This window comes from Pseudogemmatithrix spongiicola (assembly GCF_030623445.1).
GTDB lineage: Bacteria > Gemmatimonadota > Gemmatimonadetes > Gemmatimonadales > Gemmatimonadaceae > Pseudogemmatithrix > Pseudogemmatithrix spongiicola.
Window position 1 is genome coordinate 46392 of sequence record NZ_CP130613.1, and the last position, 22208, is coordinate 68599.

General features: G+C 69.6%; 27 protein-coding genes. 17 read left to right on the forward strand and 10 right to left on the reverse strand.

Annotated elements, in window-relative coordinates; all coding sequences use genetic code 11:
• Nucleotides 1–335 precede the first annotated feature (335 nt).
• From Strain318_RS00245 to Strain318_RS00265, 5 genes are all read left to right on the forward strand, one after another.
• On the forward strand, nucleotides 336–833 hold the full coding sequence (locus Strain318_RS00245; RefSeq protein WP_367886528.1) for a plastocyanin/azurin family copper-binding protein: 498 nt from the start codon (nucleotides 336–338) through the stop codon (nucleotides 831–833).
• Between the two features lie 102 nt (nucleotides 834–935).
• A complete protein-coding gene (locus Strain318_RS00250) occupies nucleotides 936–2582 on the forward strand; it encodes a P-loop NTPase family protein (protein ID WP_367886529.1) in 1647 nt (548 codons plus the stop codon).
• A gap of 6 nt (nucleotides 2583–2588) precedes the next feature.
• On the forward strand, nucleotides 2589–3029 hold the full coding sequence (locus tag Strain318_RS00255) for a DUF6992 family protein (RefSeq protein ID WP_367886530.1): 441 nt from the start codon (nucleotides 2589–2591) through the stop codon (nucleotides 3027–3029).
• 25 nt (nucleotides 3030–3054) lie between these two features.
• Nucleotides 3055–3651, forward strand: coding sequence for an HD domain-containing protein (locus Strain318_RS00260; protein WP_367886531.1), 597 nt, complete (start codon nucleotides 3055–3057; stop codon nucleotides 3649–3651).
• 91 nt (nucleotides 3652–3742) lie between these two features.
• Complete coding sequence (locus Strain318_RS00265) at nucleotides 3743–4666, forward strand: IS481 family transposase (RefSeq protein ID WP_367886378.1); 924 nt, start codon at nucleotides 3743–3745, stop codon at nucleotides 4664–4666.
• Between the two features lie 22 nt (nucleotides 4667–4688).
• Here the strand turns inward: Strain318_RS00265 and ispG are convergent, their stop codons facing one another.
• Nucleotides 4689–5927, reverse strand: a complete 1239-nt coding sequence (gene ispG, locus Strain318_RS00270; RefSeq protein ID WP_367886532.1) for a flavodoxin-dependent (E)-4-hydroxy-3-methylbut-2-enyl-diphosphate synthase — start codon at nucleotides 5925–5927, stop codon at nucleotides 4689–4691.
• A 341-nt stretch (nucleotides 5928–6268) separates the two neighbouring features.
• On the opposite strand from ispG, the gene Strain318_RS00275 reads away from it, so the two are divergent.
• The gene (locus Strain318_RS00275) at nucleotides 6269–6478 is read left to right on the forward strand and encodes a cold shock domain-containing protein (RefSeq protein WP_367886533.1); all 210 of its coding nucleotides are present in this window, start codon (nucleotides 6269–6271) and stop codon (nucleotides 6476–6478) included.
• A gap of 85 nt (nucleotides 6479–6563) precedes the next feature.
• On the opposite strand, the gene Strain318_RS00280 is transcribed toward Strain318_RS00275, so the two are convergent.
• Nucleotides 6564–6764 (reverse strand): hypothetical protein, encoded by a 201-nt coding sequence (locus Strain318_RS00280; protein WP_367886534.1) that lies wholly within the window; start codon nucleotides 6762–6764, stop codon nucleotides 6564–6566.
• Between Strain318_RS00280 and Strain318_RS00285 the strand changes: the two genes are divergently transcribed.
• Nucleotides 6759–6962: a hypothetical protein gene (locus tag Strain318_RS00285; protein ID WP_367886535.1), complete on the forward strand. Its 204-nt coding sequence runs from the start codon at nucleotides 6759–6761 to the stop codon at nucleotides 6960–6962. The genes Strain318_RS00280 and Strain318_RS00285 overlap by 6 nt on opposite strands.
• 142 nt (nucleotides 6963–7104) lie before the next feature.
• Here the strand turns inward: Strain318_RS00285 and argH are convergent, their stop codons facing one another.
• Together argH and Strain318_RS00295 are read right to left on the reverse strand one after the other, a co-directional pair.
• Nucleotides 7105–8490, reverse strand: a complete 1386-nt coding sequence (gene argH / locus Strain318_RS00290; protein WP_367886536.1) for an argininosuccinate lyase — start codon at nucleotides 8488–8490, stop codon at nucleotides 7105–7107.
• Nucleotides 8491–8601: 111 nt separating this feature from the next.
• Nucleotides 8602–9072, reverse strand: coding sequence for an arginine repressor (locus Strain318_RS00295; protein WP_367886537.1), 471 nt, complete (start codon nucleotides 9070–9072; stop codon nucleotides 8602–8604).
• A gap of 97 nt (nucleotides 9073–9169) precedes the next feature.
• On the opposite strand from Strain318_RS00295, the gene argC reads away from it, so the two are divergent.
• The 10 genes from argC to Strain318_RS00345 all read left to right on the forward strand — a co-directional run bounded on the left by argC (nucleotide 9170) and on the right by Strain318_RS00345 (nucleotide 18788).
• Nucleotides 9170–10132, forward strand: a complete 963-nt coding sequence (gene argC / locus Strain318_RS00300) for an N-acetyl-gamma-glutamyl-phosphate reductase (RefSeq protein WP_367886538.1) — start codon at nucleotides 9170–9172, stop codon at nucleotides 10130–10132.
• On the forward strand, nucleotides 10129–10887 hold the full coding sequence (gene argB / locus Strain318_RS00305; protein WP_367886539.1) for an acetylglutamate kinase: 759 nt from the start codon (nucleotides 10129–10131) through the stop codon (nucleotides 10885–10887). The genes argC and argB overlap by 4 nt, the downstream gene beginning before the upstream one ends.
• A gap of 31 nt (nucleotides 10888–10918) precedes the next feature.
• The gene (locus tag Strain318_RS00310) at nucleotides 10919–12079 is read left to right on the forward strand and encodes an aspartate aminotransferase family protein (RefSeq protein ID WP_367886540.1); all 1161 of its coding nucleotides are present in this window, start codon (nucleotides 10919–10921) and stop codon (nucleotides 12077–12079) included.
• A gap of 85 nt (nucleotides 12080–12164) precedes the next feature.
• Nucleotides 12165–13064: an aldo/keto reductase gene (locus Strain318_RS00315; RefSeq protein ID WP_367886541.1), complete on the forward strand. Its 900-nt coding sequence runs from the start codon at nucleotides 12165–12167 to the stop codon at nucleotides 13062–13064.
• Between the two features lie 17 nt (nucleotides 13065–13081).
• Entirely contained in the window at nucleotides 13082–15214 is a 2133-nt protein-coding gene (locus Strain318_RS00320; protein ID WP_367886542.1) for a M28 family peptidase, read from the forward strand.
• 102 nt (nucleotides 15215–15316) lie between these two features.
• A complete protein-coding gene (gene moeB / locus Strain318_RS00325; protein ID WP_367886543.1) occupies nucleotides 15317–16453 on the forward strand; it encodes a molybdopterin-synthase adenylyltransferase MoeB in 1137 nt (378 codons plus the stop codon).
• A 2-nt stretch (nucleotides 16454–16455) separates the two neighbouring features.
• A complete protein-coding gene (locus tag Strain318_RS00330; RefSeq protein ID WP_367886544.1) occupies nucleotides 16456–17364 on the forward strand; it encodes an alpha/beta hydrolase in 909 nt (302 codons plus the stop codon).
• A gap of 39 nt (nucleotides 17365–17403) precedes the next feature.
• Nucleotides 17404–17685, forward strand: coding sequence for an oxidative damage protection protein (locus Strain318_RS00335; protein WP_367886545.1), 282 nt, complete (start codon nucleotides 17404–17406; stop codon nucleotides 17683–17685).
• A 69-nt stretch (nucleotides 17686–17754) separates the two neighbouring features.
• Nucleotides 17755–18363, forward strand: coding sequence for an NrtR DNA-binding winged helix domain-containing protein (locus Strain318_RS00340; RefSeq protein WP_367886546.1), 609 nt, complete (start codon nucleotides 17755–17757; stop codon nucleotides 18361–18363).
• Between the two features lie 95 nt (nucleotides 18364–18458).
• Nucleotides 18459–18788 (forward strand): hypothetical protein, encoded by a 330-nt coding sequence (locus Strain318_RS00345; RefSeq protein ID WP_367886547.1) that lies wholly within the window; start codon nucleotides 18459–18461, stop codon nucleotides 18786–18788.
• Nucleotides 18789–18858: 70 nt separating this feature from the next.
• Here the strand turns inward: Strain318_RS00345 and Strain318_RS00350 are convergent, their stop codons facing one another.
• From Strain318_RS00350 to Strain318_RS00375, 6 genes are all read right to left on the reverse strand, one after another.
• Nucleotides 18859–19065, reverse strand: a complete 207-nt coding sequence (locus Strain318_RS00350; protein WP_367886548.1) for a cold shock domain-containing protein — start codon at nucleotides 19063–19065, stop codon at nucleotides 18859–18861.
• A gap of 37 nt (nucleotides 19066–19102) precedes the next feature.
• Nucleotides 19103–19312, reverse strand: coding sequence for a hypothetical protein (locus Strain318_RS00355; protein WP_367886549.1), 210 nt, complete (start codon nucleotides 19310–19312; stop codon nucleotides 19103–19105).
• A 265-nt stretch (nucleotides 19313–19577) separates the two neighbouring features.
• Nucleotides 19578–20042, reverse strand: a complete 465-nt coding sequence (locus Strain318_RS00360) for a nuclear transport factor 2 family protein (protein ID WP_367886550.1) — start codon at nucleotides 20040–20042, stop codon at nucleotides 19578–19580.
• The gene (locus tag Strain318_RS00365) at nucleotides 20042–20596 is read right to left on the reverse strand and encodes a LemA family protein (protein WP_367886551.1); all 555 of its coding nucleotides are present in this window, start codon (nucleotides 20594–20596) and stop codon (nucleotides 20042–20044) included. Before Strain318_RS00365 ends, Strain318_RS00360 begins: the two co-directional genes overlap by 1 nt.
• A 61-nt stretch (nucleotides 20597–20657) precedes the next feature.
• Nucleotides 20658–21380, reverse strand: coding sequence for a hypothetical protein (locus tag Strain318_RS00370; protein WP_367886552.1), 723 nt, complete (start codon nucleotides 21378–21380; stop codon nucleotides 20658–20660).
• Nucleotides 21381–21390: 10 nt separating this feature from the next.
• Nucleotides 21391–22203, reverse strand: coding sequence for a TPM domain-containing protein (locus Strain318_RS00375; protein ID WP_367886553.1), 813 nt, complete (start codon nucleotides 22201–22203; stop codon nucleotides 21391–21393).
• Between the last annotated feature and the right edge of the window lie 5 nt (nucleotides 22204–22208).

The window sequence follows — 22208 nt, forward strand, 5'->3', positions numbered from 1 at the left end:
CCGTCCGGCAGTTCCGGACGGGTCGAGGGTGTCTGGGCCAGCGTGCGAGCGGCGGTCAGCAGCTCCGGGACACGCGCGATGCCCACCCCCGACCCGCCGGGCCGTGGTGGAGATGCGCGTGATGGTGCTGGATGAACGCCATGCCGAACCCTAGTTGGCCCCCCCAGCCCCGGTCAACCCATTGTCCAACTTATCTGGAAACGGAACTGCGAAGCCATTGCGCGAGTTACAGTTGGCACAGCGCATGGGATTGTGATATTTTTCACAACCTCGGGGAAATCCCCGAAGCTGCAAACCATCACATTTTTTTCTGTTCGGCCTGGAGGCCATTCGAAATGCAGTTCAAGGGTCTGGCGCTCGTCGCGAGCGCGATCATGTTCGCCGCCTGCGGCGGCGGTTCCGAGTCGCAGCCGGCTGCCGAGACGTCGCCGGCCGCCGCACCTGCTGCCGAGGCCGCTCCGGCCGCCGGCGCGGTGACTGCTGCGCCCGCCACGGGCACGACGCACGAGATCAAGATGGTTGGCGACGACAAGGGTTATCGCTTCGAGCCGGCCAACATCACGATCAAGCAGGGCGATGCCATCAAGTTCGTCGCGGTGTCTGGCTTCCCGCACAACGTCGCGTTCGTCGGTACGGGCCTGGCCGACGCGGTCAAGGCGCAGCTGAACGCCAACCTCGGCCCGGCGCGCCTCGCCGACCTCTCGTCGCAGATGTACCTCGCGGCGAACGAGGGCTTCACGATGTCGTTCGCGAACATCCCGGCCGGCACGTACGAGTACAACTGCACGCCGCACCTCGCGATGAACATGAAGGGCGTGATCACGGTGCAGTAAGCAGGACTGCCGCGCCTTCGGGCGAGGGCACGACGGGCGGTGGCGAGCGAGGCTCGCCACCGCCCGTTTGCATTGGTGCATTGAACGCGCTACTAGTCCCGTATGCCCCCTGCGACCGTCCGCTCGCGTCCGCCGCGCGCACCGCTCACCGGAATGCTGTGGTTCGGCGCGCGACTCTCGCTCGCCCTGCGTCGCACGCGCCGCTTCCGTCGCTGGTGGCTCAGCGTCGGTGGCACCGTCACCGTGATCGCGCTGCTGCTGCCGGTCGCGACGCGCACGCCCGACTCGGCATTGGCGGAAACCGCGTCGCGCGCGGTCGCCGACAGCGTGCGGAGCGCCGTGCGGCTGCAGCGCGCCGTGCAGCGCGCCGCCGTCGCCGATTCGCTGGTGACCGCGGCCGAGTCGGTGCTCGCGGCCGCATCGGTTCCGCGCGCCGCGCCGCCGCGCCGCGCGCCGTCCGCCGCATCGCTCGCGGCGGCGATCGCGCGTGCGCAAGACGGACGTGCACGCGAGGCCGTGCTCGCGCTCGCGGCGCATCCCGCGCTCGTCGCGGGCCCACGCATGCGCGCGACTGCCGACTCGCTCCGCAACGCACGCGACCCGGGTGACGCCTACCGCCTCTCGGGCACCATTCTCGCCATGGCCGAATATCGGCTGCGAAGCCTCAGTCCAGACGACGAACCGTCCGTTGCACCACCAAGCGTGACGGTGACGGCGGGCGTCGACACGGCGGCGGCACACGCAATCCTCCGCGCCGAACGCGATACCTTGGATGCCGCGCGCCGCCAGCACGAGGCCGCGCGCGCCGCAGCCATCGAAGCGACGCAGGCGGCGGACGCCGCGCGCTCCACGGTGCCACTCGTCTCCCCCGGCCTCGCGATGCTCGTGCTGGTGCTGCTCGGTCTGGTCGTGCGCGTGGCCGTGACGCTCATGCGGGAGTTGCGGGAGCCGACGCTCGCCCATCCCCTTGAGGCCGAACGCGCGGTCGGCGCCCCTGCGCTCTCCTGGGTGCGCGACGCGCTCCCCGAAGGACCGCTGCGCTTCCGCCCCACAGGCGTCGATCCGTTTCGCGTCCTCTACCTGCACCTGACGTCCACCGGCACGCGCGCTCGTGCGGTGATCGTCACTGGAGACGACGCGCCCGTGGTCGCCGCCGTCGCGGCGCGGCTCGCCATTGCCGCTGCCGCCGATCACCGCACGACGCTCGTGGCGGAATGGGATACGGAGCAGGTGGCGTTGGCGCGCATCTTCCGCGATCACCCGGAGCCCGGGGTGAGCGACGCGATGGCGGGGGCGTTCGCCTGGCGCGAGGTGGCGCGAAACGTAGGATCGAGTGACGGACTCTCGATCGCCATGCTGCCCGCCGGTACGACGCAAGCACCGGTGACGGACGAGCAACGCGCCGCGGCGCTCGCGGAGTTCCAGCAGTTTCGCGCGGCGTTCGAGTTTTCGATCGTTGCGGTGTCGCTCGCCGATCTCGCGCATGGACGCGCCCTCGCGCCGGATGCACCGGTGGTGCTCGCGGCATCGATCGGCGTCACGCCCGTCGACGCGCTGCAACGCTCCGCCGAGCTGGTGGAGCGCGCCTCCGCTCCGTTGCACAGCCTCGTGCTCTGGGACGCGCCGCGCCCGCCCCTGCCCTCACGGGCAGAGCTGGCGGCGTGGTTGTCGAAGCGAAAGGGCCGGACACCCGGTGGCTCGTTCAAGGCCGTTCAAGAGGCCATCAGAAAGCCAGTAGAAGGGCAGTAACGGCACATGAACTACATAATTGGGACGGAACTGATGTCCCTGGAGCGGGCGCACTTGGTACGGCTCGGCGTATGGGCGCTCGCCTCCATCGTCGCGGGCACAGGGCTCATCGTCTGGGCGCGGCGCAGCGGGATCCCCGGCTTCTGGCGGCACGCCGGCATCCAGACTGCCGCATGGGGCGCGGTCGACCTCGCGATTGTGGCGTTCGCGTGGCATGGGCTCGTCTTGCGCGATCTGCCAGAGGCCATCGCGCTCGACCGCTTCTTGTGGCTCAACATCGGACTCGATGTCGGCTACGTCATGGTCGGCATCACGCTGCTCGTCATCGGCCGGCGTGCACCGACGCGCCCCGGTCTCATGGGCGCCGGCGCGGCGATCATCGTGCAGGGGCTCGCACTGGCGGTGCTGGATGCAATCCTGAGCGGCGCCATCGTGCGTGCAGCGTGACCGCCGACTAAGTTCCCGACGGACGATGACTGGGTACTCCGACCGCATCAATCACGCCTTCGCCTTCGCCGCCAAGCACCATGACCGCGAAGTCCGCAAGGGTACGCGCCTGCCCTACCTCACCCAGCCCGCCAACGTCGCGCTGATCCTGACGCGCTACGGGCGAGATGAGGATACGGTCGTCGCAGGCATCCTCCATGACGTGGTCGAGGACTGCCAGCGCGAGGGCTGGACGCGCGAGATGCTCGACGAGCGCATCGCCGCGAAGTTCGGGGACGCCTCGCTCGAGGCCGCGCTCGCCGTGACGCGGCGCAAGCACGACGACGACGGCATCGAGCTCGCGCGCGATGACGTGCGCGCCGACTGTCTCGAGCGGCTCGCGCAGGCGTCGGACGCGGCCCGCTGGGTGTTCGCCGCTGACAAGGTGCATCACGCCGGCTCGCTGCTCGCGGATCTCCGCCGCACCTTCGATCCCGAAGCGGCCTGGGGTCGCCTGCCCGGAGGGCGCGGCGCCGTGCTGCAGTGGTATCGCGATGCGCTCGCGCGCTTGCGCGCGCTGGGATTCTCCGCGCCGATCGTCGACGAGCTCGCCGCGCTCGTCGCCGCGCTCGAGGAGCGCTAGCTGTTGTTGGTGAGGAGGTTGTTCACAGGAGCGTAGCGGATGCAAGCTGGGGTTGCTGAGACGCTCAACCGGCACCCCGCCAGAGGCTCCTGTGAACATCCACAAGAATGCACGTCTGACCGTCGCGGGGCGACTCGCCGTCGCGACCGCCGTTCTGGGCGGGCAGGATCCCGCCGCCGTCGCCCGGGGCGCGGCCTGTTCCGTCCGCACCGTCTGGAAGTGGGTCGCCCGCTTCCGCACCGGCGGCGCGGCGGCGCTCGCGGACCGCTCGTCGCGCCCGCATCGCCTCACCCAGCTCCCGCGGCCGCAGCGCCGCGCGATCCTTCGGGGCCGCACCCGGCGGCGCTGGAGCTCGACGCGCATCGCCCAGGAGACGGGCATCCCGCTCTCAACGGTGATCCACTTCCTGCGCCGCCACGGCCTGCAGCGGCTCCCTCGGCTCGAGCCGCCGCGCGCGGTGCGCCGCTACGAGATGCGGGCACCGGGCGAGCTGCTGCACGTCGACACGAAGAAGCTCGGGCGCATCGGCCGCGTGGGGCACCGCATCCACGGCGACCGCCGGACCCGCGTGCGCGGGATCGGCTGGGAGGCGGTGCACGTCGCGGTGGACGCCTACTCGCGCGTGGCCTACGCCGAGGTCCTGCCCGATGAGCGCGCGGCGACCACGGCGGCCTTCCTCGCACGGGCGATCGCGTGGTACGCGGCGCTCGGCGTGCGGGTGCGCGCCGTGCTCACCGACAACGGGAGCTGCTATCGCAGCCACGCGGTGCGCACGCTCCTCCGCTGCGACGGCATCACGCACAAGCGCACCATGCCCTACACGCCGCGCACGAACGGCAAGGTCGAGCGGCTGATCCAGACGCTCCTGCGGGAATGGGCGTACGCGCGCCCCTACCCCTCCTCGCGGGTGCGCACGGAGTGGCTCGCGCGCTACCTGCGGACGTACAATGAGGCGCGCGGACACTCAGCCCTCAACTACCTCCCCCCCATGCTGCATCTCGCTGCGGCCCTGTGAACAACGTCCTCACTAACAACAGCTAGCGCCCCGCCCCGCTCGTCGCCGGATACGTCCGTGCGACGTAGTCGTTGAGGATCTCGAGGAACTCGGGCACGATGTTGTCGCCCTTGAGCGTGACCTTCAGCTTGCCGTCCACGTAGACCGGCGCCTTCGGCTCCTCGAACGTGCCGGGCAGCGAGATGCCGAGGTTCGCGTGCTTCGACTCGCCGGGTCCGTTCACGACGCAGCCCATCACGGCGACCTTCATCTCCTCGACGCCCGGGTGCGACTCGCGCCAGACCGGCATCTGGTCGCGCAGGTAGTTCTGGATGTCCTCGGCCATCTTCTGGAAGAACGTCGACGTCGTGCGTCCGCAGCCCGGGCAGGACGTCACCTGCGGCGTGAAGGAGCGCAACTCGAGCGACTGCAGGATCTGCTGTGCGACCAGCACCTCTTCGGTACGGTCGCCGCCAGGCCGCGGCGTGAGCGAAACGCGAATGGTGTCGCCGATGCCCTCGGCGAGAATCAGCGAGAGCGCGGCGGTCGTGGCCACCACGCCCTTCGTGCCGAGACCGGCCTCGGTGAGCCCGAGGTGCAACGGATAATCGCAGCGCGCCCCGAGGCGACGGTACACGGTCACGAGATCCTGCACCTGCGAGATCTTGGCCGAGATGAGGATCTGGTCGTGGCGCAGTCCGGTCTCTTCTGCGAGTGCGGCCGAGCGCAACGCCGATTCGAGCATCGCCTCGAAGTACACCTCCTTCGCCTCGAGCGGCTCGGCGCGCGTCGCGTTCTCGTCCATCATCGACGTCAGCAGGTCTTGGTCGAGCGACCCCCAGTTGACGCCGATGCGCACGGGCTTGTCGTTGTCGACGGCGACCTGCACGATGGTGCGGAAGTTGTCGTCGCGATGCTTGGTGCCGACGTTGCCGGGATTGATGCGGTACTTCGCCAGCAACTCGGCGGTCTTCGGGAACTTCCGCAGCAACAAGTGGCCGTTGTAATGGAAGTCGCCGACGATCGGCACATCCACGCCCTTGTCGGCCAGTCGCTGCATCAACTCGGGGATGGCTGCGGCCGCCTCGTCATTGTTCACCGTGACGCGAACGATCTGCGAACCGGCCCGCCACAGCGCCGCGACCTGGGTCGCCGTGCCGGCGGCGTCGGCGGTGTCCGTGTTGGTCATCGACTGCACCACGATGGGATGGTCGGACCCGACCTTTACGGATCCGACGGTGGCGGTGACAGTCTTGCGACGGGGCTTGAAAGGCGACGACACGGAAAACCTGCGGAATGGGGTGGGGAAGGGCCTCGGAAGGCACCTCCGATACCTACAATGGTAGCAACGCGCGAGGGCGTGCCCAACGGTCCCGACAGCCGGCGGCTGCGCCTGACGGAGCCGGGCCGGACGACCCGCCGCCCCCGATGTCACGCAACATTCCGATGCGGCTGGGAACCCCGTGCTATTGCGGGGCGTTCCCGGCCACCCTACCTTTCCAGAGTCCCCTAGACTGACTGGGGGATGGTCCAACGCGAGGGACCATAGAGTCTCGCGAGTCCGATTGTGCAGGTGCGGCGCGTTCCGCTCCCAGCATCAATCAACATCATCAGGAGTAGGGAATGCGTACGACCGGCAAGGTGAAGTGGTTCAACGATGCGAAGGGCTTTGGGTTCATCACGCCCGACAACGGCACCAAGGATTGCTTTGTGCACTACAGCGCGATCCAGGGCACCGGCTTCAAGTCGCTCGCCGAGGGTGACACCGTTGAGTTCGACATCGTGCAGGGGGCCAAGGGCCCGGCTGCCGAAAATGTGAACAAGGTTTCGTAACCACGAGCCGGCACAATCGGGCGGGGCCCGGAGCGAAAGCTCCGGGCCCCGTTTGACTTTTCAGCAGGTGTGAGCGGCGGCCGAGTCAGGCGTCGCCGAGCGGCGGCGGCGCAGCCGCCCGGGCGGGACGGCCCCGGGGGCGCCGGACGACGGTCTCGACCGCCGCGGCGAGTCGCTGGTTGAGATGGTCGCGCAGCTGCTGCAAGTCCGCCCCGACGTGGACGAACGCACCGGCATGCAGGCTACCCACGAAGTCCGCCGCGGGCGATACGCTGGCGCGATGCACATCCTGACGGCCAAGCAGTCGGCGGGAGACCAGAAACGCGTCCCGCGTCGGGATCCCAAGCGCCTGATGCAGGTCACGCGTGAGCAGCAGCTCTTCGAGCAGCGCCACCGGAATGCGGCGCTCTACCCCTTGCCGACCGGGAGCAAGCGCGAGCTCGCCCAGGCGAAGCAGAAGATTGTCAAACGTCTTCTGGTCTAGCTCAAGAATGGCAGCCGCAGTGGCTCCGGTAACCGCTCTCAAAAAGAACCTCTAGTCTCAGTATTACAAAAATGTACGATTGCGCGCAGAAAATCGCAATCGAATAATACTTTGACCAGAGTATATCGAGCTCGAGGCCCTTCTATAGAAGCGATTGCTTCGCGTCTGCAATCTGCCGCCGTACCGACGAGGGCCCGGTGCCTCCGGCGATGTCTCGGTGGCTCAGCGAGCGCTCCGGCGCGAGTTCGGCGAGCACATCCTGCTCAAAGGCAGAATGCGCGGCGACGAAGGAGCTAAACGGCAGGCTGCTCAGGTCGACTCCGCGCTCCTCGGCCTCGCGCACCAGCCGCCCGACCGCGCCATGCGCATCGCGGAAACTCACGGAGCGCCGCACGAGATAATCCGCGAGATCGGTCGCCATCATCGCGCCGCTGACCGCCTCGCGCATTCGCGTGAGCTCGAAGCGCAGCGTCGCCACGGAACCCGCGACGGCCGGAAGCAACAGCGTCATCCCGTCGACCGCATCGAACAGGGCACGCTTGTCCTCCTGCAGGTCCTTGTTGTAGCCGCTCGGAAGGCCTTTGAGCGTGCCCACCAAGGCCACGAGATCGCCCAGCATGCGGGCGCCCGATCCTCGCGCCAGCTCCAGCGCGTCGGGATTCCGCTTCTGCGGCATCATCGAGGAGCCCGTGGAGTAGGCGTCGCCGTAGCGTACGAACCCGAACTCGCTCGACCCGAACAGAATCAGGTCTTCGGCGATGCGCGAGCAGTGCGTACCGAGCATCGTGAGCGCAAACAGCGATTCGGCGATGAAGTCGCGGTCACCCACGGCGTCGATCGAGTTGCGCGAGATCGCCGCGAACCCAAGGGCATCGCGCAGCTGCTCACGGGGGACGGGAAACGCGGAACCCGCGATGGCACCGGAGCCGAGCGGCAGGACGGCGGCCGCCGCGCGCGCGGAGGCGACGCGTTGCCGGTCGCGGGCAAGGGGCCAGAAGTGCGACAGCAACCAGTGCGCCACCGACACGGGCTGCGCCCGTTGCAGGTGCGTGTACGCCGGCATGATCGCATCCTGCTGCGCTTCCGCCTGCAGGAGAATCGCCTCCTGCAGCTGCCGGATCAGGACATCGACGCGGTCGAGCGCGTCCATCGTCCACATCCGCGTGTCCGTGGCCACCTGGTCGTTCCGGCTCCGGCCCGTTTGCAGACGCCCGGCCGGTCCGCCGACTTCGAGGTGCAGCAGTCGATCCACGAAGGTGTGGACGTCCTCATCGGAGGCGATGGGCTGTTCGCCCGCCGCAATGCGCGCGGCGACGCGATCGAGCCCGTCGCGGACGAGGGCGGCCTCCTCGGCGCTATAGACACCGGCCGTCGCCAACGCCGACGCCCAGGCCTGCGAGAGCTTCACGTCGAAGGGCCAGAGGCGAAGGTCCGTCCCGATGGATCGGTTGACGGCCTCGAGTTCGGGCGCGGGACCACCGGCAAAACGGCCGCCCCAAAGTTTGTGCGAGCCGTCGTGACTGCTCACTGCGAGACTCCTGCGCCGCGCGGCGCCGTGGGTTCAGGAAGACCCGAAACCTAGCCGCATAGATATGCGATTGGAAGGGAACGCCCGCTGCGCAGCCCGCTGCGCCCGCCGCTATCGCGGCCGCTTCGCGAGCGAGGTCACCCGTCGCGCGAGGCGCTCCCGCGCCTGTTCGCTGCGACAGATCATCAGGATCGTATCGTCGCCGGCGATCGTGCCAAGCACATCGGGCGACGCCTCGGCGTCGATGGCCGAGGCCACGGGCTGCGCGCCGCCGATGACGGTCTTGAGCACCAGCAGTGGTCCGACGCCGTCGAGCGAGAGGAACAGTTGTGGCAGGATTGCCGCGAGTGGCGCGCGGCTGCCGTCATCGGCCGCGGCGGAATCTCCGGCGACGTAGCGCAGGCCCTCCGGCGACGCGACGCGCGCCACGCGGAGGTCGCGCAGGTCCCGCGACAGCGTGGACTGCGTGACGTCCCAGCCCTGCCGATGCAGGAGCTGGCGAAGCTCCTCCTGGCTCCCGATCTCGCGCGTGGCGATGAGCTCGAGGATGGCGTGCTGGCGTTCGCGCTTGTTGACGGTCACGGGGCGGGGAAGGGGGACGGCGGGAGTGTACCACAGGGGCGAAGGCAGAGGAAGCGCGCGCATTGACACGCCGCCAAGGCATTATTATGCATTATGCGTGCATAAGATTCCAGTCGGCGTGCTCGGCGCCTCCGGTTACGCGGGGCGCGAGCTTTCGGCGTTCATCGCCCAACATCCGCGCCTCACGCTCGCGTTCGCCACGGCGAACGCGCAGCGCGGGGAGACGCTGGAGCTGCCCGGCGGCGCCGTCACGTTCATCGCCACCGACGATGCGCCGTTGGCGTCCGCCGAGCTGGTGTTCTCGTCGCTGCCGCATGGTGCGAGCGCCGAATGGGTCGCGCGCGCGCGCGCGGCGGGTGCACGCGTCGTGGATCTCTCCACGGACCTGCGCATCGGGAATGGTGCGGCGGAAGCCGTGCCGTACGGACTCACCGAGTGGACCCGCGAGGCGGTTCGCAGCGCGCGCGTGGTCGCGAACCCTGGCTGCTATCCGACCTCGGCACTGCTTGCGCTGCTGCCGCTGCTCGAGCGCGACTTGATCGCGTCGGGCGCGACGGTCTCCATCTCCTCCGCCAGCGGTGTCACCGGCGCCGGTCTCTCCCCGCGCCTCGATCTGCTTTTCGGTGAAGTGACGGAGAACTACCGCGCGTACGGCGTGGGCAACTCGCATCGGCACCTGAACGAGATGCGTGCCGCCGTGCAGCTGCTCGCGCGCGACGTCGACCTCCTGTTCACGCCGCACCTGCTGCCCATCGCGCGCGGCATCCTCTCGACGATCACCGTGCCGCTACGCGCGCCCCTGGCGGATCCGCTCGAGCCGTGGCGCACGCGCTACGCCGGCGAGCCGTTCATCGAGGTCGTCGACGCGCTACCGGAACTGCGCCAGGTGCAGCGGCGCAACGTCGCGCGCATTGCCGTGCGCCGCGTCGAACATGTGCGTACACCAACCCTGCAGATCTTCTCGGCCATCGACAACCTCGTGAAGGGAGCCGCCGGCCAGGCGCTGCAGAACGCCAACCTGATGCTGGGCCTCGACGAGACGCTCGGACTGCCGCGATGACCACGCGCGTGTTCAAGTTCGGCGGTCGCGCCCAAGGCGCCGCCGCGTTGCCCGCGGCCATCACGGCGGCGGCCGCGCAGGCGCAGGTCGTGGTCGTGCACGGCGGCGGCGACGAGGTCAGCGCGATGCAGCGTCGCCTGGGGCTGGAGCCGCAGTTCATCGGTGGCCGGCGCGTGACCAGCGAGGCCGACCTCGACGTCGTGCGCATGCTGCTCTCCGGCAGCGTCAACAAGCGGCTCGTCGCACACCTGCTCACGGCCGGTGCGCGTGCGGTCGGCATCAGCGGTGAAGATGGTGGGTTGCTCACGGCGCGCGTGACGGACAGCGCGTTCGGCCGCGTGGGGCGCGACGTCATTGCGGACCCGGCGCTGCTGCGCGACCTACTGGCCGCCGGTTGGCTCCCCGTCGTCTCGCCGCTCGCGCGCGACCGCGACTCTGCCGACGGTCTCGGGCTCAACGTGAACGGCGATGACGCCGCGACGGCGATCGCCGTCGCGCTGCATGCCGACGAGCTGTGTTTCGTGGCCGATGTCGACGGCGTCCTTGAGGCGGGGCAGCGCATTCCGCGTCTCGATCCCGCGGGGATCCATGACCTCGCATCACGCGGCATCGCCCAAGGTGGCATGCTCGCCAAGCTCGAAGCCGCGGTCGCGGCCCTCGAGGCCGGGGTCGGCGCGATCCGCATTGGCACGCTCGACCTCCTGCACGATCCGCAGGCCGGTACCACCATCGTTCCCGCTGTCTCCGCCACATAAGGACCGCCCCGTGACCGCAGCCGCTCTCCCGATGACCGATTCCCTGCTTGGTACCTATCGTCGCGCCCCGATGGAGCTGGTGCGGGCCGAGGGCGTGCGCCTGTATGACGCCGACGGCAAGGCGTACCTCGACTTCGCGTCGGGCATCGCCGTCAACGCGCTCGGATACAACGATGCCGGCGTGAACGCGGCCATCGCGGAAGCCGCGGCCACGGGACTCATCCACACGTCGAACCTCTTCCGCACGGCACCGGGCGAGCAACTCGCGGACAAGCTCGTCGCGGCGTCGTTCGCCGATAAGGTCTTCTTCTGCAACTCGGGCGCCGAAGCCAACGAGGGGGCGTTCAAGTTCGCGCGGCGCTGGGCGCGCAACGTCGGCGGGCCGGCCAAGCACGAGATCATCTCGCTGCGCGGGGCCTTCCATGGTCGCCTGTTCGGCACGGTCGCGGCGACCGACCGGCCGCAGTACCGCAACCATTTCCGCCCACTCGCGGGCGGCATCCACATCCACGAGCGCTCCATCGACGAGCTCAGCCGCGTCATCAGCGACGAGCAGACGGCGGCCGTGATTGCGGAGCCGATCCAGGGCGAGGGTGGCGTGCGTGTGCTCGACGCCGGCTTCGTGCGTGAGCTGCGGGCGCTGACGGCGGAGCGCAACGTCCTGTTGATCCTCGACGAGATCCAGTGCGGCTACGGCCGCACGGGCAGCTTCTTCGCCTACGAGCAGTACGGCATCACGCCGGACCTGCTGACGATGGCGAAGCCGATGGCCGGCGGCCTCCCGATGGGCGCGGTGCTGCTCACCCAGCGCGTGGCGGAGGCGGTGCAGCCCGGTGACCACGGCACCACGTTCGGCGGCGGTCCGCTGGTGGCCCATGTGGCCAACCACGTGTTCGACCGCCTGCGCGACCCGGCGCTGCTGGCGCACGTGCGTCGGGAGGGCGAATGGTTGGGCGACCAGCTGCTGGCGCTGTCCGCGCGCTCGGCGAAGGTGCGCGCGATTCGCGGCCGCGGCTTCATGTGGGGCGTCGACGTGACGGATCCGGCGAAGGACGTCGTGGCCCGCGCGCTGTCGCAGGGCCTCATCCTCGTCGGCGCCGGCGACCACACGCTGCGCCTGCTGCCGCCGCTGGTGATGGAGCGCCGGGACCTGGCCCAAGGCCTCAACGCCCTCGAGGCAGCGATCGGCTGATCGGACCGTCGGCGGCGGCCCCCTCTGGTGGGATGCCGTCGCCGGACGCAACGTTGGGGCGCCAATCCACCCCCGCCCAACTTCCATGCGCGCTCCGCCACCCCTCGAGCTCCGCAGCCTCGGACGCACCGGCGCCACGACCATCCTTGGCCTCGGCACGCGCCGCCTCGCCGAGGCGGGGCAGCAGGCGACGATCCGCGTCATCCGCGAGGCCATCGATGCGGGCGTGAACGTGTTGGAGATCTCGCCCGGCTTCGCGGAGGGCCGTGCGGAGCGCTGGGTGGCGATGGCGCTCAAGGACGGCTACCGCGAGAAGGTGAACCTCGTGTGGCAATGCGCGGCGTACCTGCGCGACTACAAGACGTCGATGGCGCAGCTCGAGGCGACGTTGGCGGCGCTGAAGACGGATCGGGTGGAGGTCTTCTCCTTCCACCAGATGATCTACGACAACGATCCCGACTGGCTCTACGACCACGGCGGGCTCGATGCCGCGCAGGAAGCGCGGGATCAGGGCCGCGCACGCTGGCTCGGCTTCCACAGCGAGAAGTCCCCGCACATCGCACTCAAGCTGCTGGCGCGCGGCTTCGCCTGGGACGTGGGCCTGATGCCGCTCAATCCGTTCGACGCATCGTTCCGGAGCTTCGAGAAGCAGGTGTTGCCCGAAGTGATCCGCCGCGGCGGCTCGGTGATCGGTACCAAGCCGCTGGCCGGCGGCGCGGTCAACGGCAGCAAGGTCGTGAAGGTGGAGGACGCCTTCCGCTACGTGTGGTCGCTGCCGGTGAGCAGCGTGCTCGTGGGCTGCGACAGCGGACCGATCCTCAAGAAGACGCTGAAGTCCGCGGCGACGTACAAGCCGTTCCACGCGGGCGAGATGGACGCGCTGCGTGCGAAGGCGCGCGCGGTGGCGGGTGACGGGCGCTTCGAGCGCTACAAGACCACGCAGGAATTCGACATGCCCGCCGGCTTGGCGGTGCACGGCTACTGACCCCGGTTTCCAACGCGATGCACATCCGTTCGACGAGCCGCGCCCCGCGCGCGGCGTTCGTGGCGTTCCTCCTGCTGGTTTCCGCGCCGATCACGCTCGCGGCGCAGCACGCGCGCGTACCGGGCTTCTCGCAGCAGTCGACCGAGGCCCAACGCGCCGCCGAGCGTGCGGCGATCGCCACTCCCGATACGGCGCGCGCCCAGGCGCTGGCGCGGGCGTTGGCCGACCGGCCGCACATCGCGGGGACACCCGCGCAGGCGCGCACCCGCGATCTCGTGATCGCCGCGATGCGCGAAGCGGGGCTCGCGACGGAAGTCGGGGAGTATGAGGTCTGGCTGCCGCATACGGTGGATTACGGCGTGTGGCGCATCCAGCCGCAGCCGAAGCAACTGGAGCTGCGCGAAGGCCGCGTGCCGGAAGATCCGACGACGATGCAGCACGACGAATACCCGACCGTGAACGGCTACAGCGGCACGGGTGACGTGACGGGCGAAGTGGTCTATGTGAACTACGGCCTCATCGAGGACTACGCACAGCTCGACTCGATCGGCGTGAGTGTGCGCGGCAAGGTCGTGATTGCGCGCTATGGCCGGAGTTTCCGCGGCATCAAGGCGCGTGAGGCGGAGAAGCGCGGCGCCCTGGCGCTGCTGATGTACTCGGATCCACAGGACGACGGCTACGTGCGCGGCGACGTGTATCCCGAGGGGGCATACCGGAACGACCGCGGCGTGCAACGCGGCAGCGTGATGAACGGGGCCGGCGATCCGACGACGCCGGGCTACCCATCGCGGCGCGGCGCGCGCCGCATCCCCATCGACTCGCTCCCGGTGCCGCGGATTCCGGTGCTGCCCCTCTCGTACGGCAACGCCATCGAGCTGCTGCGCGATGTGCGTGGCGCGGACATCCCCGCGACGTGGCAGGGCGGCTTGCCGTTCCACTATCACGTCGGGCCCGGCCCGGTGGTGGCGCGGGTGCGCGTCTTCAGCGATTCGGCCACGGCGGCGTACAAACCGATCTGGAACACCTATGGCATCATTCGCGGCTCTGACTTCCCGGACGAAGTGGTGATCATCGGCGCGCACCGCGATGCGTGGAGTCCGGGGGCCGTGGACAACGTCTCGGGGACGGTGAGCGTCGTGGAAGCCTCGCGCGCGGTGATGGCGCAGGTGCGGGCGGGCTGGCGCCCGCGGCGCACGATGATCTTCGCCACCTGGGACGCCGAGGAGTGGGGATTGGTCGGCTCGACGGAATACGTCGAAGATGATTCGTTGCGCCTGATGCGCGGTGCGGTGGCCTATCTCAACCAAGACGTGTCGGCGAGCGGGCCGTCGTTCGGCGGCGGCGGGAGCCCGAGCCTGCGCGGCCTGCTGCGCGACGTCGCCAAGGGTGTGCCGGACCCGAGCGGCAGTGGCAGCGTGTACGACGTCTGGCGTGCGCGCACGCGCCCGGCGGACGGCGAGGAGCCGGCGATGGGCGATCCCGGCGGCGGCAGCGACTTCGCCGGGTTCTACAACCACCTCGGCATCCCGCACAGCGATTGGGGCTTCGGCGGCGGCAACGGGATCTATCACTCGAACTACGACTCCTACACGTTCATGGAGCGCTTCGGGGATCCGGGCTACCGCTACCACGCCGCGGCGGCGCGCATCGGCGCGGTGATGATGATGCGCCTCGCGAACGCCGACGTGCTCCCGTACGACTACGCGGAGTTCGCGCGGACGATGCGGCGGTACCTCGCGCCGATCGATCGCGCTCTGGCGCAGCGCAGCTGGGGCGGCTCGTCCGCGTCGCTCGCCGCGGCGATCGATCGCATGGAACGCGCGGCGACGGCCTTCAATGCGACGCGCGATTCCGCACTCGCGGCGGGCGTTCCGCGCGCCCGGCAGGTCAGCACCAACGCGGCGTTGCGCGAGGTCGAGCGCGCGATGACGCGACCGGAGGGCTTGCGCTCGCGGCCGTGGTATAGGAATCTCATATACGTCGCCGACGTCGATAATGGCTACGGCACGATGGTCTTTCCTTCGGTCAACGAAGCGATTCGCTACGGAACCGAAGCGCTGTACGCGGCGGAGTTGCAGGATCTCGTCGGGCGGTTCGATGCCGCGACGGCCGCGATCGAACGGGCGACACGCAGCGTGCGCGGGCAGTAGCGCCGCCGCGCGGTTGCCGGCGGGGGTGGTTCCGGGACCACTCCCGCGTGAGCGAGGGGGCATCGCCGAACGGCGATGCCCCCTCGCGTATATTCCGCCGTGATGCCGCTCACGCCTGAGGATCGCGACCGCTACGCGCGCCACCTGAGCCTGCCGCAGGTGGGCGCCGCCGGACAGGAACGCCTGCGCGCGAGTTCCGCGCTGATCGTCGGACTCGGGGGGCTCGGTTCGCCGGCGGCGCTGTATCTCGCCGCGGCCGGCGTCGGGCGACTCGGGCTCCTCGATCACGATCGCGTCGCGGTGCACAACCTTCAGCGCCAGGTGCTGCACGATACGGCAGGCGTCGGTACGTCGAAGGTCGCGTCGGCGCGCGCGCGCCTCGAGGCCCTCAATCCGGGCGTCACGCTCGACACCTGGGAGGTCGCGCTCACGCGCGACAACGCGCGCGGCATCGTCGCGGACTACGACATCGTCCTCGACGGCACCGACACGTTCACGACGCGCTATCTCCTCAACGATGCCTGCGTCCTGGAACGGAAGCCGTTGGTGCACGCGAGCGTGCATCGCTTCGAAGGCCAGGTGTCGGTCTTCGCCACGGCGGACGGTCCTTGCTATCGCTGCCTGCATCCCGAGCCGCCGCCGGCCGGGAGCGTGCCAAGCTGCGCCGAGGGTGGCGTGTTGGGCGTACTGCCGGGTTTGCTCGGCACGCTGCAGGCGACCGAGGCGCTCAAGTGGCTGCTCGGCATCGGCGAGCCGCTGGTGGGGCGCCTGCTGGCGGTCGACGCGCTGAGCATGCGCATGACGCAGATGCGCTTCGCGCGCGATCCGTCCTGTGCGTGGTGTGCGACGCGCACGGCGACGGCGCTGCTCGCAGACTACGCGGCGTTCTGCGGCGAGGCCGGGGCGCCGACCTGGGACGTGACGCTGCGCGACATCGATCCCCGCGATGCGGCGGCTGCGCTTGCCCGCGGTGAGCTCTACGTGCTCGACGTGCGCGAGGACTGGGAAGTCGACGCCGCGGCCGTGCGCGGCGCGATGCATGTCGCGATGGGGTTGATCCCGGCGCAGCAGGCGCTGCTGCCGCGTGACAAGCCGATCGCCGTGCTGTGCCACCACGGCATGCGCAGCGCGATGGTGGCCGACTACCTGCGTGCGGCCGGGCATGCGCGCGTCCTCAACATCCGCGGTGGCATCGATCGCTGGAGCGTCGAGGCAGATCCGCAGGTCCCGCGCTACTGACGGTGGCGGCCGCCCTGGCGTTCGCGTTGGCAGCGACCGTGCTGCTGTGGGCCCAGCGGGCCTGGCGCGCGACGCGACGCGCGCAGCGGTTCCGCCGACGTTTTCCCGCCGACGTCGAGGGCGTCGTAATCGGGGCGCAGGCGCGCACGTATGTCGGCGACCCGCATCGCGCGCTCTTGCTCATCCACGGCTACAACGACTCTCCGGCCTCGCTCGACGACATGGCGCGGGCCATCCATGCGTCCGGGTGGACGGTGCGCCTGCCCCTGCTGCCCGGGCACGGTCGTTCCCTCGAAGCCTGGGATGCCTGGCGCGGCGAGGAGGCCGTGGCGGCGGTCCGCGCGGAGTATGCCGCGCTGCGCGCGCGGCACGGGACGGTCGTCGTCGGTGGCCTTTCCATGGGTGGCGCACTGGCCACGTGGGTGGCCGCGGAAGCGGATGTGGATGGGCTCTTGCTGTTCGCCCCGATGCTCTTCGTGCCACGGCCGATGCAGGTGGCGGTCAGCACGGCGCGCATGTGGTCGTTGGTGACGCAGCACGTGAGCGGTGGCGGCGCGCGTTCGCTGTGGGATCCCGAAGCCCAGCGGCGGAGCATCAGCTACGGCTGCTCGACGCGGCGCTCGCTGGAGGCGCTGGAGTACGTGGCCGAGGGCGTGATTCCCCGGTTGGGATTCGTGCACGCCCCGACGCTGGTGTGCCAGTCGCGCCAAGACAACCGATTGCCCGAGGACCAGAGCCGTCGGGCGATCGCGCGCATCGGCGCGGCGGACAAGACGGTGCACTGGGTCGAGGGCGCGGGCCATGTGCTGACGATGGACTTCGGCTGGCCCGCGTTGGCCGCGACGGTGGTGGCGTGGCTCGAGGCGCGATGGCCGGCCGCGCCGGCCGGCCGCGTCTCCGGCGCGCGCTGACTAGATTTCGGCAGCGATTCCCCGATTCGTACGGAGCACATGATGGCGGACATCACCTGCGCGCGCTGCGGCGCGACCAAGCCTGGGTTCGAGCGCGCCCCGTTTCCGGGTGCGATCGGCGCGCGCGTCCTCGAGGGCATCTGCCCCGATTGCTGGGGCCAGTGGCTCAAGCAGCAGACGATGCTGATCAACCACTACGGCCTCAACGTGATGGATCCGCAGGCGCGCCAGTTCCTGACGCGGAACATGGAGGCCTTCCTGTTCAAGACCGGCCAGCAGGACGACGTCGACACGTCGAAGCAAGGGACGATCGCGCACTGAGCCGCCGTCGTCCGCGTCGCGACTGCGGCGTCGGTTGACTTTAGTTACAGATTGATACTTATTGGGCGGATGGCTTCGACCCCCGCCCCGCGCCTCGTCCTCGCCTGTGTCAGCTGGCGCGACGGCGACCTCGTAGTGCTCGGCGCGGCGACGCGTGGCGCTGAGCTACCGGCGGCGGTGTTGGCGGCGTCGCAGGCACCCGCGGACGCGGCCGACGCCTTGGCGCGGCGCACGCTGGGACGGGCGCCCGCGTGGCGCTCGCAGGTGGGAGCGCTGCGTGACGAGACTGGGCTCGCGATCCTCTACGTGGCGGTGCTGCCGACCGGCACCGACGTCGGCGACGCCTATCTCTGGCGTCCCGTGCCACGCGGCGGCGGAGGCGCCATGCTGCGGGCGGCGCTCGTCCACCTTCGGGAGCGCATCGATCGGGAGCCAGTGGCGTTCCGGCTGCTCGGACCGACCTTCACGCTGTCCGACCTGCAGGCGGTCTACGAGCTCCTGCTGGAGCGGCGGGTGCACAAGGCGAGCTTCCGGCGTTCGCTGATGGCGGCCCACCTGATCGAGCCGACGGACGCCTGGCGCTCGGAGGGTCGGGGTCGCCCGGCACAGCTCTTCCGGTACGCGCCGCGCCGCCGCCGGGGGCTGCAACGCGCCGTCCGATTCGACCTGTTGGGCTGATTCGGTCACGATAGCGTTACGATGCTGGCGGCTCCTCCCCTTGCCGAGGGAACCTTTTAGTTGCAAAGTGTACTTAACGGCAAAAGGAGGAGTCCATGCTCGGCTACCTCGATGCGCTGATTGCCGCGTTGTCCGTCCGGGACGGCGCCGAAGTCGATCGCCTGCTGGCACACCCGCTCGGACGGCTCTTGCCGCTCGAAGTGCGGGAGGAGGCCGGCACCTTCCAGTCCGGCGCGCGCGATGCCTTGGCGGCACCGCTCCGGGCGATGCAACTCCGCCACCAAACCGCCGAGCTCCTGCGCGATGCGGCCGTCGCCGACCGACCCGAGGTGTTGCCCGACGCGTCGCGGGTCGCCGTGCCGCCCACGGTGCGGAGCCGACGCGCGACACGGCCGCAGCAGATGGAACTGCCGCTCTCCGCATAATCCCGCTGATGCACGAAGCGCCCCCGACCGCGATGGTCGGGGGCGCTTCGCATGTGTGCGGACGCTGCCGTTAGATCCTGTTGACGTTCGCCGCCTGCGGACCCTTCTGTCCGTCGACGATTTCGAACTCGACCTTATCGCCTTCGGCGAGCGACTTGAAGCCGTTGCCCTGGATGGCGCTGAAATGGACGAAGACGTCAGCCCCTCCCTCGCGCTGGATGAAACCGAAGCCCTTCGCGTCGTTGAACCACTTCACGGTGCCGGTGATGCGAGCCATCGCGTACGTACTCCTGCGGGGTGGACGGGGAACTTGATCAGGCTGCGCCGGCGATGTACCGAGCGACGCGCCCGCAGCCGATGCACTTCAGCGTCACGTGCGAACGCGGCGGCGGCGGCGCGGATCCCGGCTCGCGTTCGATGGAGCCGGAACACGACGGGCAGCTGAGCGGATCGCCGTTGCGATCGCTCGCGATCAAGTGGAGGGCCTGCGCGGGGTTGTACGAGTTGGGTCGTGGCTTCCGCATGTGGTCTCCGATAAGTGGTCGGCGAAGCCGCTGGCCGAGGGCCAGCAGTTCGTTGCCGTTACATACAAACTAATGCGCCACTTCGTAAATCAAAGTGGCGCATAGAGTTGCACGTAACATTCAAGTAAGGACCATGCGGTCCTATTACCCGGCTCCTCCTAAGATGTTGCGGGAGAGGGATTTCCTGACAACGCCCTAGGTCGCCAGTCCAACTCGTGCGCGACTGCCCGAACTTGGACGGTGTCCGGCGCTCGAGAACGCGAGTTCAGCGCACCGGAGCGGGCGAGCAGCCTTCGCGCTGCCGTGTATCGGCGACAGAAAGAATGCGCCACGTGCCAGCCGTCCGGGCAAGCACGAAGGCGTCGAAGCCACAGTGCGAGAAGCGCTCACCGGCATAGAACCAATACTCCACCCACACCGTCGCGAGATTCCCGTTCACTTGGACAACGGGCGTGCCCAGTCGTTCGTCCAAGACGACACCCGCCGGCGCCGATGCCACCGAGCCGATCCAGGCATCGATGGCATCGCTGCGCACCTGCCCGCTGGCGGCAACGCTCTGCAGTGATGCGCCCGGCGCGAACGCCGTGCGCATCGCTGCCGTATCGCGCGTGCGCATGCCGTCGAAGAGCTTCGTGATGACCGCGTAGGCCGCCTCGTGGTCCGGCGACTGCGCCGTCGCCGCCCCGACCGGCACGAGGAGCGCGGCGAGCAGCAAGACGGTACGCCGCATCAGAAGCTCACCTTGGGCGCTTCGCGGTTCGCGGCGTTCGTGACCTCGAAGTACTCGCGGGCCTTCGCGCCGGTCACCTTGGCGGTGAGCACGGCCGGGAAGCGACGGATGTACGCGTTGTAGTCCCGCACCGCGTTGTTGTAGTCGGTGCGCGACACCGCGATGCGGTTCTCGGTCCCGGTGAGCTCATCCTGCAGCCGCAGGAAGTTCTGGTCGCTCTTCAGCTGCGGGTAGTTCTCCGAGATGGCGAGCAGGCGCCCCAGCGCCCCGGTGAGCTCCTGGTTGGCATTCGCCATCTCGCCGATGTTGCCACCGCTGCGCGCGCCGAGCAACGCCGAGCGCGCTTGGGCGACTTCGGTGAAGATGCGCTCTTCCTGGGCCGCGTAGCCCTTCACGGTCTCGACCAGGTTCGGCACGAGGTCGGCGCGGCGCTGCAGCTGCACTTCGATCTGCTGACGCGCGGCGGCCGCGGTCTCATCCATGGTCTGGATCGTGTTGTAGCCGCAGGCAGAGAGGAACAGGGTGAGGACAGGGAGCAACCACTTGGCCTTCATCGACGACTCCGGGTGAATGTCAGGTCAGCAAGAACACTACGCGCATCGTGCGGTACGCGTGTCAGTCGACGGCCGGCGCGTCGGGATGCCACATGGCGTCCACGTGCGCGACCAAAGTCTTCAGCATCCGGTGCACGCCGTCGAGGACATCGGCGGCGCGCGCCGGCGGGATGGAGCGCGTGCCCTGGGCGTGCGCCACGACCTCGGCGAGCGCCGTCGTGTCGAGGCTGGCGAGCGGTGCCGCGGCCGCCAGCACCGCGCTGGCGCCGGCCGGTACATCGCGGCCGTGCACGCGCAGCAGCGAGCGCAGCAGCGTGACGACGGTGCCCTTGGCGGCCACGAGGAAGTCAAGCGTGCGCAGCGGATCGTGGCCGACGGCGAGCACGCCGCGGCGCAGGTGCAGCAGCGCGCCCATCGCCTCGAACTCCAGTTGCCGGCGGAGGTCGTCGCTGGCGACGGGCGGGAGGGCGGGCAGCGCACCGTGCAGAACGCGGTGGCGCGCGGCGATGTCGGCGTGTTCCATCGCGAACACATCGCGGCTCGAACGCCACTCGGCGTCGGTCAAGATGAGCGGCGGCCGATGGCCGAGCTCCTGCCACTGCCGCACCGGAGCCGCCGCCGCGCGCAGGGCGTCCGCCTTCAGGCTGCGCACGATGACCAGCACGTTGAAATCGACGCCCTTGGTCGCAGGCGCCGCCGCGGCGGCGCTGCCGTACAGCACCACGGCCGTGCAATCGCCGCCGAAGGCCGAGGCAAGCGCGGCCGAGAATTGTTCGATCGTCATGGATCTCTCCCTAGAACCGTCCGCCGGAGCCGCCGCCGGAGAATCCGCCGCCGCCCCCGAACCCGCCGAAGCCTCCACCACCGAAGCCGCCGCCCCCGAACCCACCCCCGCCGAATCCACCGCCCATCGGGAACGGGAGGATCGCGACACCGCCGCGGCGGCGTCGGCCCCCGCGTCCACCCCCGCCGCCCGAGTTCAGCAGCGAGATGAGGAGCATGATCGCGATGACGATGACGATCGGCGGAATCTGGAACTCACGCGGACGCTGGCGCGGGACCAACGTGGAGTCGAGCGCAAAGCCGAACTCCGCGCTGTAGCGCTGCGCGAGCCGTGCCGTGATGAGCGCCAGGCCATCGCCGTAGTTGCCGGCGGCGAGCAGCGGCGTCGCTTCGCGGCGCATGTCGCCGGCCACACCGTCGGTGATGAAGCCTTCTGCCCCTTGGCCGACGCTGATGGCGATCTGGCCGCTGCCGTCGCTGCTCGTTTCCTTCGGGATGAGCAAGACGACCACGCCGGCGTTGCGGGCGCGGTCGCCGATGTCGGCGCGCGCGCCGACTCCCCACGCGCGTCCGATCTGCAGTGCGACATCGAGCGCCTCGCGGCCGCCGATGTCGCGCAGCGTCACGACGGCGATCTCGCCCTGCGAACCGGCGCGCACGATCTCGATGAGGCGCGTGATCTGCGCTTCGGTGGCGTCGGGAATGATGCCGGCGAAATCGCTGACGAGCCCGGTGGGACGGGCGGGAAACAGCGCCTCCTGCGCACCGGCGCTGACGAGCGCGGCAGGCAGGAGGCAGAGCCCTGCGAGGAGGTGGCGAATCACATCCA

Coding starts and splice junctions, on each gene's coding strand:
- Strain318_RS00245 (WP_367886528.1), top strand. CDS start 336: ATGCAGTTCAAGGGTCTGGCGCTCGTCGCGAGCGCGATCATGTTCGCC.
- Strain318_RS00250 (WP_367886529.1), top strand. CDS start 936: ATGCCCCCTGCGACCGTCCGCTCGCGTCCGCCGCGCGCACCGCTCACC.
- Strain318_RS00255 (WP_367886530.1), top strand. CDS start 2,589: ATGAACTACATAATTGGGACGGAACTGATGTCCCTGGAGCGGGCGCAC.
- Strain318_RS00260 (WP_367886531.1), top strand. CDS start 3,055: ATGACTGGGTACTCCGACCGCATCAATCACGCCTTCGCCTTCGCCGCC.
- Strain318_RS00275 (WP_367886533.1), top strand. CDS start 6,269: ATGCGTACGACCGGCAAGGTGAAGTGGTTCAACGATGCGAAGGGCTTT.
- Strain318_RS00285 (WP_367886535.1), top strand. CDS start 6,759: ATGCACATCCTGACGGCCAAGCAGTCGGCGGGAGACCAGAAACGCGTC.
- argB (WP_367886539.1), top strand. CDS start 10,129: ATGACCACGCGCGTGTTCAAGTTCGGCGGTCGCGCCCAAGGCGCCGCC.
- Strain318_RS00310 (WP_367886540.1), top strand. CDS start 10,919: ATGACCGATTCCCTGCTTGGTACCTATCGTCGCGCCCCGATGGAGCTG.
- Strain318_RS00315 (WP_367886541.1), top strand. CDS start 12,165: ATGCGCGCTCCGCCACCCCTCGAGCTCCGCAGCCTCGGACGCACCGGC.
- Strain318_RS00320 (WP_367886542.1), top strand. CDS start 13,082: ATGCACATCCGTTCGACGAGCCGCGCCCCGCGCGCGGCGTTCGTGGCG.
- moeB (WP_367886543.1), top strand. CDS start 15,317: ATGCCGCTCACGCCTGAGGATCGCGACCGCTACGCGCGCCACCTGAGC.
- Strain318_RS00335 (WP_367886545.1), top strand. CDS start 17,404: ATGATGGCGGACATCACCTGCGCGCGCTGCGGCGCGACCAAGCCTGGG.
- Strain318_RS00340 (WP_367886546.1), top strand. CDS start 17,755: ATGGCTTCGACCCCCGCCCCGCGCCTCGTCCTCGCCTGTGTCAGCTGG.
- Strain318_RS00345 (WP_367886547.1), top strand. CDS start 18,459: ATGCTCGGCTACCTCGATGCGCTGATTGCCGCGTTGTCCGTCCGGGAC.
- Strain318_RS00350 (WP_367886548.1), bottom strand. CDS start 19,065: ATGGCTCGCATCACCGGCACCGTGAAGTGGTTCAACGACGCGAAGGGC.
- Strain318_RS00355 (WP_367886549.1), bottom strand. CDS start 19,312: ATGCGGAAGCCACGACCCAACTCGTACAACCCCGCGCAGGCCCTCCAC.
- Strain318_RS00360 (WP_367886550.1), bottom strand. CDS start 20,042: ATGCGGCGTACCGTCTTGCTGCTCGCCGCGCTCCTCGTGCCGGTCGGG.
- Strain318_RS00365 (WP_367886551.1), bottom strand. CDS start 20,596: ATGAAGGCCAAGTGGTTGCTCCCTGTCCTCACCCTGTTCCTCTCTGCC.
- Strain318_RS00370 (WP_367886552.1), bottom strand. CDS start 21,380: ATGACGATCGAACAATTCTCGGCCGCGCTTGCCTCGGCCTTCGGCGGC.